Below are 12,707 nucleotides of genomic sequence, written 5' to 3'. Positions count from 1 at the left end.
GGGCTTTTTTTCGCCTGGAGACAGCATGCGATACGACACCGGCAATCTTGTTGAACCATATGGATCGAGTGATCCGCGGGACCTGGACGACAATGCCAAGAACATGGACCTTGCGCTTAATGGTGAAAATCCATCCTGGACAGATAGAACCGGCGCACCTCGAAAGAGCTGGCGGGGCCTGGAGCAGCAAGTTACCGCCTACCTCATTGCTTCAGGATACGAGTCGGCCTACGTCTCTTACGCAGCTGGCGCCATCGTTCAACGTCAAACCCAGCTCGTTCAGCGAAACGGTGATCTCTACCGAGTGATCAACGCCGCTGACCTTCCGCTCACCTTATCTGGAACGTGGGCTACTGATTCGCCGAAGCTCCTTGCAGTCGGCGACCAGGCGCTGCGGCAGCAGCTCGGGGAAGGATTCCGGCAGAAGATCGACGGTAGCTTCTATCAGCCGAATGATGTGGATCTTTCGGGCTCTACCGACCAGAGCGCAAAGATTCTCGGCTACTTGAACACCTACAAGCGCGTCAGACTGCCGGCAGGTGCGATCAAGCTCTCCAATCTCATCGTTCCGAGCGGTTGTAGCCTTATTGGTGCCGGCAGGACTGATCTGAACCGAGTCACAAAGGCGTGGTTGCCAGGCGGAACCACGATCTTAGGGACAATCCAGGTTACTGGCTCCCAGGGCTGCGTGATTGGCGCCATGAACATCGATGCCTACGCATTGGGTGGAAACGCGCTCGCAGGTGTCAACTCGAGTACCCGTGACCACTACATCTACGAGGTCAACACCAGGGCAAATGACCACGGGCAACTGTGGGAGCAGAACGCCACTGGGGCAGCGCGTGGCAAAGGCGGCAATATCTTCGTGCGCGACTGCAAGCACTATGACGGGCCCAACGGCTTCGTCTCGAAGATGAAAGATGTCACGTTCCTACGGTGCCTTGCTTATGATGTTACTGTGCAGGCCCATGTGGCCGTGTCGGACAACATCAATGGTGCTGGCGTATACAGTCGAGCAGAGAACACCCAGTTCATCGACTGCGGCGGGGATGGCTGCAATATCGGCCTGACCATTTACTCTCGTGACGCATTTAGCGCTTCAAACGCGAATGGGGTGGCCGGTACCATTGGGACTTACTGGCGCGGCACACACACCAACGTTACCGCAGGCTTCATTCACGTCGGGTTGTTCCGTCCGGTGGACGCAGGCACCACGGCGCTGTTCAACGACCAGGTGACGATCGACGGCGGCCAGTATTTCAATGCCCCATTTTTTGGAATCAGGTTCGACGATGCCGCGCGCCCGCGAGTGCTGGCCGGGCACTTCCAGAACTGCGCTAACCCAATAGTCTACGGCGACCAGGTGGTCGATCCTTATGTTTCACCAGCGGTCAGCTGCTATGGATCGATCAACCCCGGCATCCTGTCGCCGTTCATCGTTGACGCGGGCACAGCCGCGGCGATCAATGTCGACATTGTGGGAAGCCTGCTAATCCTGCAGCGCAGTGCTGCATCCACCGTGACGCAATTGGTTACTTCGGCACGCACTCGACGGCTGAAGGTTTTGGTAGACGACAACGTGACAACCCTGGCCATCGCCGGTCGGGCCATTGCCGGTAAAGGTTCCACCATTGAGTTGTTATGGGATTCGGTTACATCGGCCTGGACGGTGATCGACGCTGGCAGTCAGCTTTCCGACTCAGAGGTTCCGTTCCCATACACCATCAACCTCAGTTTGTTCTGGCGCTCGAAAGCTGCCTACATCGAAATGACCGGTAACATCAACTTGCTGGATGTTTCAGGCTCAAACGTACCGAAGGGAACCACAGTTACGCTTCGCCTGAAGGCAAATGCAGCGTATAGCGTTAACAACTGGACTGGCGTCACTTGGGGGGCTATCACGCCGGTTGGAGCAATCGCAGCTGGTGTAACAGTAGTCATCCAGATGTACTACACGGGCTCGACATACCTGGTGGTTGCCGTAAATCGGTACTGACCCGTGTATATTGCGCGCATCGAATAAAGGAGTTGATGATGCGCGTCGCTGTTTTTCTTGCGTCAATGGCTTTCAGCCTTTCCAGCTTCGCTGGGCTCAAGTCGCAGTTGGATGACCACCTTGCATGCCCGGCGCCGGAGCCTGGGCAATATCGCATTCTGTTCATCGGCGACAGCATCACCCGCCACTCATTCAGCGAAGAGACTATTCGCAACCTCGGGTGGGGGCACGTATCCGGCATGGCCGCCACCAGCGACAAGATGGACTTCCCTGCCGTTGTTTCTCGTTTGATTCAGCAGGATCGAGGTCAGCCGGTTGTGCGCTGCTATCACACCTATGGCGGTGGCGGCAGCATTGCCGAGCGAATCCAAGGCTTCAAGAATGTTGTCGACACGAAGCCCGACTTGGTGGTGATCCAGCTCGGCGAGCACGATGATGCCGAGGCCGATGTCTACAAGTTCCGCTTCGACTATGGCCGACTTCTGGATCTGGCCAAAGGTATGAGTAGTCACCCTAAGGTGGTCGCGGTGGGCCCTTGGTATCCTTCAGCGCTGGAGTCGAACGGGATCTATCCTGCCGACCAGGTCAAAATCGACCAAGAAATGCGCTCAATCGCCTCGTTGAAGCGGGTCCCATACAGGTCCGTTTCTGACATTGCGGCGATCCTAGGGACGCAGGGCCGCGGCACGTCCGCCGGCGTAATGTGGCACCCGAATGACTATGGACACTCCCTGTACGCCCAAAAGATATTCGAGATGTACAAGCAAAACTGACCCTCATACCCAAACTCATACAGCCCGCCAAGCGCGGGCTTTTTTGTGCCTGGAGAAAACATGGCCAGACTCACCGACGCCCAGGCCGGAGGAGCGAACGTGCTCCGGTTTCTGGATCTCATCGCCTTTTCAGAGGGCACCTCGACCGTCAAGGCGAGCGAAGACGGTTACAACGTGTTGTATGGCAAAGGCCTGTTCCAAGGCTATGCCGATCACCCGCGACGGCTTATCACACTGCCCATCAACGGAAAGTCGGTGACCAGCAGCGCGGCCGGCCGATACCAGTTCCTCGCGGGTACATGGGATGAAGTCGTCTCCAAGTATGGTTTCAAGGGGCGCTTCACGCCCGAGGCCCAGGACCTAGCCGCGATCAAGAAGCTAGGCGAGCGCGGCGCCCTGCGGCTAATCAAGGATGGCCGTATTTCCGAGGCGATCGCCAAGTGCTCAAGGGAATGGGCCAGTTTCCCCGGGAACAACTACGGACAGAATCCGCACAAGTTGGAAAAGCTCTTGGTCAAGTGGAAAGAGCTAGGCGGGGTGCTGGCATGACGATCAAGACGATTGGCCGCTGCCTGGGCCAGGCCGATGACGGTTCGCTCTGGTTCTTCTGTAGTGGGTGCAATCTCCCTCACAGCCTGAACGTGGGAGCGGGGCCTGGGCCGCGATGGGGCTACAACGGTAATGCCGAGTCACCCACCTTCACACCGTCGGTTCTGTCTCGGTACCGGATGGGCAGCAAGGAGACTATCTGCCACTCCTTCGTCACTGATGGTCGCATCCAGTACCTGAATGACTGCACGCATGGGCTGGCGGGCCAGACGGTCGACCTGCCGGACTGGGAGGCGTCATGGAACAGTTGGTGAGGCTTGTGCCGACTTGGTGCTGGTGGCTGATCGCTCTGGTGCTGTTCGCCGGCGGCCAGCAGTACCGGGTGGTGGTTGCCCAGGGCGAGACAGCCGAGGCTCGTACCGAACTGGCCGACTACCGCCTGGAGGTTTCAGAGCGCGACCGGCGCGCGACCGCCCAGGCCAGAACCGAAGAACAGCGCCGCCAGGCCGTGGCGGACGAAGCAGACAGGAAAGCAGATGAGAAATACACCGATCTTGAAGGCAGGGCTGCTGATGCTGAGTTTCGGGCTGTCGGCCTGCGTGGGGAAATCGCCCGACTGCGCGCCGGGCACCGAGCCACCTGCGATACCATCGCTGCCCAGCAACGCCAGGCAGGAACCTCTGCCGTCGTGGTGCTCGGGGGATTGCTTGAAGACTCTGACCGAATGGCGGGAGACCTCGCGACAGCGCTTGAGCGAAGCCGAATAGCCGGCCTGGCTTGTGAGGCGGTGGTCGACAGGATGAAGTCGACCCGCTGACCGGCAGTTGTCCACGAGCCGCTATGGTGGATACGATACTGTATCGATATACAGCATTGGTGCAGCATGTACTTTCTCCTCGTTCGCCGCCGCGTGAATGGCGTGGCCATCCCTTCCGATCAGCTCAGGAAGATCCAGCCCCTGCGGGCCGACATCCATATTGGCGACCACCACAGTGAGCCGCTGGGCCGGGTGTCGACCCAGGCTTGGGTGTTCAACCCCTCGCCCGGGCCAGACATCATCCCCCGGCTGCACGACGCCAAGGTCAATGGCATGGCCCAGCTCGGCATCAACATCAATGGCGTGGAGGAGGTCGACGGAGTGCTGTATGCGCAGTCGTGGTGGTGCAGGGCAGAATGAAGAATGGAATTCCACAGGCCTGGATGGCCGAGCTAAGCGATCAGGTTGCTCTGGTGACTGATCCTGATGGCCGCGCTGCGGTGCTCAGTGAGATGGCCTATGCCGCTCGCCGGCGGCTGGATGTCGATGACAATGACCTGGTCGACATGCTCGAGCTTGCCGAGGCAGGCAGGATGTGGGCGCTGATGGAGCACGAGGAGGCTTGGGCTATTGGTCTCTTCGGGGATTACGATCCTGACCACTATGGCGGACACCAGGTGATCAAGGGTTCCGGAAAACCGCCAAGCTGTGAGTAGCTATATAAAGGAAGGGAAACGGTCGGCAGAACGCCGGATGCAGGCCGAAGCCCGTGGGGAGATTTTCGGGGGGTTGTGAAAATTGGTTCTGCACAGTGCGGCACCGTTTGCAGCGAGCGCCCGCTCTATGCCTTGGATTTAAAGGCGTTTCGTACATCCCGCACGCATGGGGTGCAAGGGGTCGAGTGTTCGAATCACTCCGTCCCGACCAAATAATCCCAATGACTTAGCCACCCACGGGTGGCTTTTTCATTTTTGGGCATAGTAACTTTTCAAGTGACTTCGCCTTTTTCCTCATCCGATTCTGCTCTTCACAATTGTCAGTGCCGGCCCGCGCGAGTCGGTGGCCAATACCTTGTTTGCTGCATCAATCTTCTGACCAATCTCCGCTCCGGAGTAATGACGGGTCACGCTTCCGCTCTTGTGGCCAAGTAGCGACTTCCGATCTTCCAAACTCACAGCTGCTGCTTTCAGTCTACGTCCGAATGTATGCTTCAGGTCGTGAACCTTGATGGAAGCGAACCGGGTATTTCTTTCCGGCTTCGACCATGAACGCCGCAAGGTCGTGATGCCTTTGCTCATAGCGATGAAGGTGTCGCTGGTAGCGCTCTGAACCTCTAGCGGATACTTTTCTTCAGTATGACTTCGTCCTTGCCGCTAAAGCGGCTGACTTTGAAGGAGGAGGAGATGTTTAAATGAAAGGAAGGTTCTGCCAGCACATAGTTTGCGCCGAGCTCGAAATGATGAGGCTACAGGCGTAGCCTCGAATAAAGTGGGACGTTAGCGGAATACGCCGGACTCTTCTGCGCTTTCGAGCCTGTCTTCTCGAGGGTTCTTTTCAAAGCGCGCTACTTTTTTGTATATAAGGCGATCCTTTTCGTCGCTCTCCTTTGCGTCGTTGAAAACTTCAAGAGTATTGTCGTCAATGATTTTCACGTGCATTGACCCGGCGCTTTCATCGTCCCAGAGCTCCACGTACCCGACGCGCCCGCTTTGTCGCGCGTAAAGCTCATATGGAGCAGCTCGAACTTGCTCTTTGTCATAAATAAATCGCTGCATTCCGAAGTACAAGCCGTTGACGGCTCGATCACTGGTGACATTCGGTATGGGGTTCGGGATTGAAGTAATAATGAAGCCAGCCCCATTGTCAGCGGCCCACTTGTAACCCTCCATCACTTTCTCAAGGGCTTTAATTTGAGCGCCATATTCCCTGCTAGATCTATCCTGCGGTAGCTCCTGATACTGAAAATCCAGCCGGGCGAAAGCAGTGCTCGAGACGCCAAGGAGGCAGCTGAGCGCGATGGCAACTTTCAACGTCATTCCATTTTCCCCTGTTATTTGCGGCTGCATCAATGCGATGGCTTATTACCATTTTTGCTTGCTGAGGGGCCTTTTTCAATGCTTGACCACCCCGCCCATGTAGGCAGGGCTTAGCATACTTGGTCGCCATATCGTGGCAGTGGATAGAGGGGAGAGGGGTTACAGCGTAGGAGTACGGATGTGCTCCTTTCTGGGGTTTGCGCTGTGGCGCGAGGGGCTTGAGTTCCCTGACAACATTGGCAATTTGCCGATGGCGGAAATTACCCGCGAACAGTTCGAGCAGCGTTTCTACCATCGAGCGCTTGCCGGGCGTACACACGATGGCCTGCGCAATTACACCCATCAACTCGACGACTACCGTGATGGAGGTTCGCAGGCAGACGACGGAAAAGAGGCTTACGAGGCCATGATTGCCCCGGTGTTCGCCCTGACCTTGTCGTTGCTAGGGGCGCTGGTGCATATCGCCAAGAGCGCGTTGCTGGGTGTGCAGTTGAAGAGTGGTTGGCGCTTCAGGAGCCCTTTGTTCAAGGCATGTGCCATTGTAGCTGTGGTGCTGTTGGTACTGGCGTTGGGCAGGACTTTCATCAGTACCAGCCTGACGTCTCACCCCACTTACCAGGCCTGGACTGGCACTGCTGGCGAGCAGGGCAGCGGCACGCTGATGCTGGACACTATGATCAGGATGCAGACGCTTGCCTATCCGGTATTCAAAGTGCCCCTATCGATGATGGGTTACGTAGCCGCTGCGGCCAAGGATTGGAAGCGGCAGGCACCTGCTGTTCAGTAGTTTCTGCCACGCCTGCCCATCAGATGCCCAGGCAAAAAGAACTGCCACCGGCCTGGTTGGCCGAACTCGCGATTACTGCGCACCGACGCGGTGACTATTTTCATGTCGTGATCATTGTTGCTTGTTTGCGTTTGGATCGAAGTTGAATATCGTGCGCACAGCGACGTTATACATGCGCTCCATTTGGCGCTGGTTTTCCTCTGGATCACTCTCCGTGAACGGGTTGTTCTCATAGAACTTGAGAAACTCTGCGTACAACCGCAAGGCAGCTTTGGCATTGGCCCGATACGCAGGGGAATTATAAGCGGGCTTTTGTGTTGGCTTGAGCATCTCTTCGGGTATCACAGGTCGATTCAGATCGACGAACAAGCGTTTGATAGGGTCTGTTCCCTTCTTTTCCGCCACCTTGACCTCTGGCTCAGCTGCTTGTACGGGAGCTACTCGCACGGCAGCGCAGGTTTCCGGGTGATGATTTGAAACCATCCGGTAGGTCTGGGCCTTCAGCGCTACCTTGTACTTTGCACGACACCCGACACAGGTGCGCTCAAAAACAATATTGGAAAAATACTCCGCAGCCACTCGGGCAAACCTCTGGTCTGACACCCCCTCCCCGTAAGGCACCGGGTACCTGAGCACAGAATCCAGGAAAGATACGTCGCCCTGCACGCAAGCATCCGCCACCCGATTACCCAGTTCTTCGGCCAATTCTGCGTACAACGCCACACGATAGGCCTCGACCGAGGCCTTGCTTGTGGGGTTGTAGTCGTTATGAGGGCCTTCATCAAGAGAAAGTCGGTCGAAAAATGCCCGGCACTCCAACACCGAGGCATAGGCTGCATCGTAGTACCGCCCGCGCCGCCTTTGAGTACCAGGTACGAGCTCGCGGGTGCGAATCGCCACAATTCGGTCTGCGAGGTAACTGGTGAATTCGTTGTAGTTCATAGCACATCCTTGAGAGTGAGCTCAGGTTGACAAGAGCCTGATGCAGCGCCGCAAATTGGTTTATAACACTTTTGCCGTTTCAGCTTTGGGCTTCAGCGTTTTGTTCAGGGGCGAATTCATCTAACCCCGCCGCCACCCCGAAATGCCAATCAAATGTTTCCGTAGCACCTGCGCAATAGGGTGGATTTGCCTTGCTGCGCCTTCCCACTCGAAATACTACTTTAGGGATAGGCTCCGATTACACACAGAAATCCGAATTCCCCAATTTGGAATGCCTCGAGAACTTCACCGAGCAGCGCATCCCGCTCGCCCAGCTGGGCGAGTGTCGTTTCGGTCACGCATCGTTGGACCTGTCCACGGTAATTGATGGTTGCTTGGATAATGAGATCCAGCCGTACACAGGGCTGAATGATGGCAATTGGAGCTTGGATGGAGTATTACAAGGCACCGGCACGGAGCCGGGTCAAAAAGGAATTTGCAATGCAACAGACCGCCGTAGGGTCATTCGACATCACGCTGAATCCGCAACCCTTGAGCCGTGCTACTGAGAAATCTGGCCTCGGTCGATTGTCTTTGGACAAGCAGTTCAAGGGTGACCTGGACGCCACCAGTCAAGGTGAGATGTTGTCCTTTCGCAGCAGCGTTCCAGGTTCTGCCGGTTACGTGGAAACTGTGCAGGGAACCTTGCACGGTCGCAGCGGTAGTTTCGTACTTCAACACAGTTCGACCATGAACCGTGGGGCGCCCGTTCAGTCCATCACCGTCGTACCTGACTCCGGCACTGACGCGCTTTCTGGGCTAACAGGTAGCATGGTGACCACGATCACCGACAGGCATCACTCATACAAGTTTGAGTACATGCTACCCGATCAAAGCTGATTTGCATTTGCAGTCGTTCTGCGATGACGCAGTTTTGGCTTCACGGCTTGCCGTGACCGGTAAAGGAGCAGAGACGTGGGAATTAGCAATGTGTTCGTTCGCCCTATAGCTGCACGTGATTGGCCGTTATATCGGGATATGCGCTTGAGGGCTCTGCAAGACTCACCCGCTGCCTTCGCAAGTACCTACGCTTCTGAAGTGACCAGAAGTGATGACGATTGGGCGGCCCGTATCTCGGCTGTCGCAGCTTCGAAATACGCACAGGCGTTTTTGGCTTTTCAGCACGCTGAGCCTTGTGGTTTGGTGTGGTGTAAATCTTCAGAAGCGGCGTCAGGAGTCGTCGAGATTTTTCAGATGTGGGTGGAACCTGCCGTGCGAGGGGTCGGAGTCGGCCGGTCTCTGCTAGCAGAAGCTATTGCTTGGGCTGAAAGTCGCGGGGCGCAAACTGTCAGGTTAGGTGTGACGATCGCAGACTCCCCGGCGATGAGCTTGTACAGAAAAAGCGGATTTTGTGACAGCGGCTTACCAGAGCCTTTGCGAGAAGGTTCTATGTTGATGTCCCAGGCGATGGACCTGAATCTAGGATCACGCATTTAAGTCGGCCCCAATAGCTTAACTAACTTTAGGGTGAGCTCGGTCCCGCAGGGGCCCCGACTGCTATTTCCCGAGCGACCCAACTTTTGAACGCCTCCGCTACCGGCGAGGGGTGCATCATGCCTGATTGAGCCAGCACCACTTTTTGCGGTGATACGGCTTCCAGCAATGGCCGGCACAACAGCGGTGTGCCGTCATAACAGTGATCCCCAGCAGGCCGGGTGCATGAAAGCGCAACCCCATAGCCATGGGCGACCAGGCCACGTTGCATCTCGAAGGTCTGGGTATATTGCTGTGTACGCGGTTGCAGGTTATGCGCCCAAAACAGTGAAAGGAAATACTCGCGGGTTTGCGCGATATCCTCAAGAATCAAACACTCTTGCGCCAGTTCATGCAGCGGTATCGCGGCCAGGTGGGCGAGCCGATGGTCAGTGGCGATGAGCGCGTAGGGTTTCAATTCGGCCAACACCTGACGCGGCAGCGAGGGATCGAGGCCTATGTCATAGGTAAGCGCAAGCTCGGCTTTACCGGCGCTCAGATGGCGGTGCACGCCTGCCAGGTCGGTCTCGAACAGTGTTACCTCGACTTCGGGATACTGCTTGCGAAAGCTCGACAGCAGCCTGGGCGCGTAATAAGGGCCCAAGTCTTGAAAGCAGATAAGCGACAAGTTGCCGCGAAGTGAGCCTTGCACCGTATCCGCTTTTTGATTCATGGCGATGGCCATGCCAATGATATCGCGTGCCTGGGCGAGCAAGCGCGTGCCCGCTGAGGTCAGCTCCAGCCCACGGCTGACCTGGCGCCGGAACAGCCGCTCATTCAGCGCCTCTTCAAGCTGAGCAATGGCAACCGACACCGAGGGCTGTGAAACGTGCCGGGCTCTCGCTGCAGCGCTGATGCTGCCATGTTCGGCCACGGCCACGAAGTACTCGAGCTGCCTTAAAGAGAACCCTATCATTTTTTCCTATACTCAAAATTAGGAAATATATTCTTTTCCTATTGGTGCCAAAAAGCAATACTCGCTGTGCACCTTGCTTATTTCTCTTGAAAACTTGCGTGCGCCTGCCCCAATAAAAAGACTAAAGGGTGCTTTATGAATCAATACGCAGAATTCCAACTGAGCGATGAAACCATCGAGGCTTTTCAGCGTGACGGTGCTGTTTGCGTGCGTAACTTGTTTACGCCGGAAGAAGTTGCACTGCTCGAATCCGGCATTGAACAGAACTTGAAAACCCCAAGCGAGCGCGCCAAGGTGGCGAGTCGTCCTGATGACCCCGGTTGGTTCTTTGAAGACTTCTGTAATTGGGGCGATATCACCGCCTATCGTCAGTTCATCTTCGAGAGCCGGGTAGGGGGTGTTGCAGCCCAACTCATGAACAGCGAGACAGCCCGGCTTTATCACGATCACCTGCTGGTCAAGGAGCCTAATACGCGCCAGCGGACGCCCTGGCATCAGGACCAGCCCTATTACAACATCGATGGGCGCCAGAACTGCAGCATGTGGATGCCAATCGACCCTGTTGCGAGGGAGTCCACCCTCGAATTCGTGGGGGGCTCGCACCTGGGGCCGTGGCTGATGCCGCGCAGCTTTCTCGACAGCCAGGCGCAATGGTTCCCGGAAGGCAGCCTGGCTGACTTGCCGGACATCGAGGCCGATCGCAGTGCCTGGAACATTCTCGGCTGGGAACTCTCCCCAGGCGATGCCGTGTTCTTCCACATGCTGACCTTGCATGCCTCTGGAGGTGTCGGGGGCAATCGTCGGCGTCGTGCCTTCTCGGTGCGTTTCCTGGGTGACGACATTACTCATGCACCGCGCCAGTGGAAAACGTCGCCACAGTTTCCCGGGCTGGAAACGCAACTGGCCAGCGGCGCCAAGATGAACCATGAACTGTTCCCGGTGCTGTGGCCACGGGCTTGATGATTGAAATACTGCGTGCCTGATAAAACCGCGCAACCTGTGCGTTGTGCGGACCTGATAATAAAATCAAGAAGGTATCTATGAACGCTCAATCTTCACACCAGCTGAAGCGGGGTCTGTCTACCCGACATATTCGTTTCATGGCGTTAGGCTCCGCTATTGGCACCGGGCTTTTCTACGGTTCGGCATCGGCAATAAAACTGGCAGGCCCTTCTGTTTTACTTGCCTACCTCATAGGCGGTGCAGCCATTTACATGATGATGCGCGCCCTCGGCGAAATGGCGGTTCATAACCCGGTATCTGGCTCGTTCGGACACTATGCCAGCCAGTATCTAGGTCGTTACTTTGGTTTTCTGACGGGTTGGAGCTACGCGTTCTCGATGTTGGTGGTGTGCCTGGCGGATGTGACCGCGTTTGGTGTCTACATGGGGCTGTGGTTCCCTGAAACACCCGCCTGGATCTGGGTGCTCGGGATCGTCTTCTTTATCGGGGCGCTGAACCTGTGTAGCGTGAAAGTGTTCGGCGAAATGGAGTTTTGGCTGTCGTTGCTGAAGGTGACCGCTATCGTTGCCATGATTGTGGCAGGCGGGGCTGTACTGCTGCTGGGCATCCAGTTGAATGACGATGCGGGCACGGTTGCCGGTATCTCGAACCTGTGGAGCCACGGCGGGTTCTTCCCCAATGGCATCGGTGGGATGATTGCTTCCTTCACTGTCGTCATGTTCGCCTTTGGCGGGGTCGAAATGATCGGCATCACGGCAGGCGAAGCAAGGGACCCAAAGCGCGTGCTGCCAAAGGCGATCAATTCAGTGCCGTTGCGCATCCTCTTGTTCTATATCCTCACCCTGTTGGTACTTATGTCCATTTACCCTTGGACCGGTATTGGCAGCCACGGCAGCCCGTTCGTACAGATCTTCAGTGGCCTGGGCATCAGTTCCGCGGCCACCGTGTTGAACATCGTGGTCATTTCCGCTGCTGTTTCAGCGATCAATAGCGACATTTTCAGTGCCGGGCGCATGATGTACGGCATGGCGCAAAACGGCCAGGCGCCTGCCGGCTTCGCCTCACTGTCGCGTTTCGGCGTGCCGTGGATGACGGTTGCTGTCATGGGTGTCGCTCTGCTACTCGGCGTGGTATTGAACTACTTGGTGCCAGAAGGCTTGTTCCTGGTGCTTGCCGCAGTCGTCACCTTCTCCATTGTCTGGGTCTGGTTGATGATTCTGCTGTCGCAAGTGGCCATGCGGCGTGGCATGAGCAAGGAGGAGGTTGCTGCACTGGATTATCGAGTGCCACTGTGGCCAGTAGGGCCCGCTTGCGCGATTGCTTTCATGGTCTTCATTTTTGGCGTTCTTGGTTGGTTCCCAGCCAGCCGCACGGCCATGTACGTCGGGGTAGGCTGGTTGATCCTGCTATCCCTGGGCTATTGGCTTTGGGGCGTGCGTACACCACGCCCGGTGTCTGCCAGCGCTTAGGTGTTGA

At 56.5% G+C, this 12,707-nt stretch carries 15 protein-coding genes and 1 pseudogene; 12 read left to right on the top strand and 4 right to left on the bottom strand.

Annotated features, from left to right (window positions below; translation table 11 throughout):
- Positions 1 to 25: 25 nt before the first annotated feature.
- From APH35_RS12325 to APH35_RS12295, 7 genes are all read left to right on the top strand, one after another.
- Positions 26 to 1,996 (top strand): hypothetical protein, encoded by a 1,971-nt coding sequence (locus APH35_RS12325; RefSeq protein WP_060514872.1) that lies wholly within the window; start codon positions 26 to 28, stop codon positions 1,994 to 1,996.
- A 38-nt stretch (positions 1,997 to 2,034) separates the two neighbouring features.
- Complete coding sequence (locus tag APH35_RS12320; RefSeq protein WP_060514871.1) at positions 2,035 to 2,769, top strand: SGNH/GDSL hydrolase family protein; 735 nt, start codon at positions 2,035 to 2,037, stop codon at positions 2,767 to 2,769.
- Between the two features lie 60 nt (positions 2,770 to 2,829).
- Entirely contained in the window at positions 2,830 to 3,318 is a 489-nt protein-coding gene (locus tag APH35_RS12315; RefSeq protein ID WP_060514870.1) for a glycoside hydrolase family 24 protein, read from the top strand.
- Positions 3,315 to 3,632, top strand: a complete 318-nt coding sequence (locus tag APH35_RS12310) for a DUF6527 family protein (RefSeq protein WP_060514869.1) — start codon at positions 3,315 to 3,317, stop codon at positions 3,630 to 3,632. Before APH35_RS12315 ends, APH35_RS12310 begins: the two co-directional genes overlap by 4 nt.
- Positions 3,617 to 4,135, top strand: a complete 519-nt coding sequence (locus tag APH35_RS12305; protein WP_060514868.1) for a DUF2514 family protein — start codon at positions 3,617 to 3,619, stop codon at positions 4,133 to 4,135. Before APH35_RS12310 ends, APH35_RS12305 begins: the two co-directional genes overlap by 16 nt.
- 66 nt (positions 4,136 to 4,201) lie before the next feature.
- A complete protein-coding gene (locus tag APH35_RS12300) occupies positions 4,202 to 4,495 on the top strand; it encodes a hypothetical protein (protein ID WP_060514867.1) in 294 nt (97 codons plus the stop codon).
- Positions 4,492 to 4,791 (top strand): hypothetical protein, encoded by a 300-nt coding sequence (locus APH35_RS12295; RefSeq protein WP_060514866.1) that lies wholly within the window; start codon positions 4,492 to 4,494, stop codon positions 4,789 to 4,791. Before APH35_RS12300 ends, APH35_RS12295 begins: the two co-directional genes overlap by 4 nt.
- Before the next feature lie 294 nt (positions 4,792 to 5,085).
- Here the strand turns inward: APH35_RS12295 and APH35_RS28295 are convergent.
- Both APH35_RS28295 and APH35_RS12290 read right to left on the bottom strand, forming a co-directional pair.
- Positions 5,086 to 5,313, bottom strand: a pseudogene (locus APH35_RS28295) (integrase); the annotation flags it as partial.
- A gap of 258 nt (positions 5,314 to 5,571) precedes the next feature.
- The gene (locus APH35_RS12290; protein ID WP_060493919.1) at positions 5,572 to 6,111 is read right to left on the bottom strand and encodes a hypothetical protein; all 540 of its coding nucleotides are present in this window, start codon (positions 6,109 to 6,111) and stop codon (positions 5,572 to 5,574) included.
- Positions 6,112 to 6,289: 178 nt separating this feature from the next.
- Between APH35_RS12290 and APH35_RS12285 the strand changes: the two genes are divergently transcribed.
- Positions 6,290 to 6,898 carry a hypothetical protein gene (locus tag APH35_RS12285; RefSeq protein WP_060493918.1) on the top strand — a complete coding sequence of 203 codons (609 nt, stop codon included), beginning with the start codon at positions 6,290 to 6,292 and terminating at the stop codon, positions 6,896 to 6,898.
- Positions 6,899 to 7,009: 111 nt separating this feature from the next.
- On the opposite strand, the gene APH35_RS12280 is transcribed toward APH35_RS12285, so the two are convergent.
- A complete protein-coding gene (locus APH35_RS12280; protein ID WP_060493917.1) occupies positions 7,010 to 7,840 on the bottom strand; it encodes a hypothetical protein in 831 nt (276 codons plus the stop codon).
- 480 nt (positions 7,841 to 8,320) lie between these two features.
- Here APH35_RS12280 and APH35_RS12275 point away from each other — a divergent pair, with 480 nt between their 5' ends.
- Both APH35_RS12275 and APH35_RS28290 read left to right on the top strand, forming a co-directional pair.
- Positions 8,321 to 8,719 carry a DUF3224 domain-containing protein gene (locus APH35_RS12275; RefSeq protein ID WP_060514919.1) on the top strand — a complete coding sequence of 133 codons (399 nt, stop codon included), beginning with the start codon at positions 8,321 to 8,323 and terminating at the stop codon, positions 8,717 to 8,719.
- A 138-nt stretch (positions 8,720 to 8,857) separates the two neighbouring features.
- On the top strand, positions 8,858 to 9,316 hold the full coding sequence (locus tag APH35_RS28290) for a GNAT family N-acetyltransferase (protein WP_082421421.1): 459 nt from the start codon (positions 8,858 to 8,860) through the stop codon (positions 9,314 to 9,316).
- Positions 9,317 to 9,341: 25 nt separating this feature from the next.
- Here APH35_RS28290 and APH35_RS12270 read toward each other — a convergent pair whose 3' ends face one another.
- On the bottom strand, positions 9,342 to 10,268 hold the full coding sequence (locus APH35_RS12270; RefSeq protein ID WP_060493916.1) for a LysR family transcriptional regulator: 927 nt from the start codon (positions 10,266 to 10,268) through the stop codon (positions 9,342 to 9,344).
- 135 nt (positions 10,269 to 10,403) lie between these two features.
- Here APH35_RS12270 and APH35_RS12265 point away from each other — a divergent pair, with 135 nt between their 5' ends.
- Both APH35_RS12265 and APH35_RS12260 read left to right on the top strand, forming a co-directional pair.
- Positions 10,404 to 11,228, top strand: coding sequence for a phytanoyl-CoA dioxygenase family protein (locus tag APH35_RS12265; RefSeq protein WP_012272994.1), 825 nt, complete (start codon positions 10,404 to 10,406; stop codon positions 11,226 to 11,228).
- A gap of 80 nt (positions 11,229 to 11,308) precedes the next feature.
- Positions 11,309 to 12,700, top strand: coding sequence for an amino acid permease (locus APH35_RS12260; RefSeq protein ID WP_012272993.1), 1,392 nt, complete (start codon positions 11,309 to 11,311; stop codon positions 12,698 to 12,700).
- Positions 12,701 to 12,707: the final 7 nt, after the last annotated feature.

Origin of the sequence: Pseudomonas sp. NBRC 111132, from assembly GCF_001320565.1 — a bacterium.
Classification (GTDB): domain Bacteria; phylum Pseudomonadota; class Gammaproteobacteria; order Pseudomonadales; family Pseudomonadaceae; genus Aquipseudomonas; species Aquipseudomonas putida_P.
This window is presented reverse-complemented; position numbering and strand designations above follow the sequence as displayed.

Bases quoted from the DNA above. Each gene is read 5' to 3' on its own strand.
- APH35_RS12270 (WP_060493916.1), bottom strand. From the start codon at position 10,268: ATGATAGGGTTCTCTTTAAGGCAGCTCGAGTACTTCGTGGCCGTGGCC.
- APH35_RS12310 (WP_060514869.1), top strand. From the start codon at position 3,315: ATGACGATCAAGACGATTGGCCGCTGCCTGGGCCAGGCCGATGACGGT.
- APH35_RS12305 (WP_060514868.1), top strand. From the start codon at position 3,617: ATGGAACAGTTGGTGAGGCTTGTGCCGACTTGGTGCTGGTGGCTGATC.
- APH35_RS12320 (WP_060514871.1), top strand. From the start codon at position 2,035: ATGCGCGTCGCTGTTTTTCTTGCGTCAATGGCTTTCAGCCTTTCCAGC.
- APH35_RS12300 (WP_060514867.1), top strand. From the start codon at position 4,202: ATGTACTTTCTCCTCGTTCGCCGCCGCGTGAATGGCGTGGCCATCCCT.
- APH35_RS12315 (WP_060514870.1), top strand. From the start codon at position 2,830: ATGGCCAGACTCACCGACGCCCAGGCCGGAGGAGCGAACGTGCTCCGG.
- APH35_RS12275 (WP_060514919.1), top strand. From the start codon at position 8,321: ATGCAACAGACCGCCGTAGGGTCATTCGACATCACGCTGAATCCGCAA.
- APH35_RS12295 (WP_060514866.1), top strand. From the start codon at position 4,492: ATGAAGAATGGAATTCCACAGGCCTGGATGGCCGAGCTAAGCGATCAG.
- APH35_RS12265 (WP_012272994.1), top strand. From the start codon at position 10,404: ATGAATCAATACGCAGAATTCCAACTGAGCGATGAAACCATCGAGGCT.
- APH35_RS12285 (WP_060493918.1), top strand. From the start codon at position 6,290: ATGTGCTCCTTTCTGGGGTTTGCGCTGTGGCGCGAGGGGCTTGAGTTC.
- APH35_RS12325 (WP_060514872.1), top strand. From the start codon at position 26: ATGCGATACGACACCGGCAATCTTGTTGAACCATATGGATCGAGTGAT.
- APH35_RS28290 (WP_082421421.1), top strand. From the start codon at position 8,858: ATGCGCTTGAGGGCTCTGCAAGACTCACCCGCTGCCTTCGCAAGTACC.
- APH35_RS12290 (WP_060493919.1), bottom strand. From the start codon at position 6,111: ATGACGTTGAAAGTTGCCATCGCGCTCAGCTGCCTCCTTGGCGTCTCG.
- APH35_RS12260 (WP_012272993.1), top strand. From the start codon at position 11,309: ATGAACGCTCAATCTTCACACCAGCTGAAGCGGGGTCTGTCTACCCGA.
- APH35_RS12280 (WP_060493917.1), bottom strand. From the start codon at position 7,840: ATGAACTACAACGAATTCACCAGTTACCTCGCAGACCGAATTGTGGCG.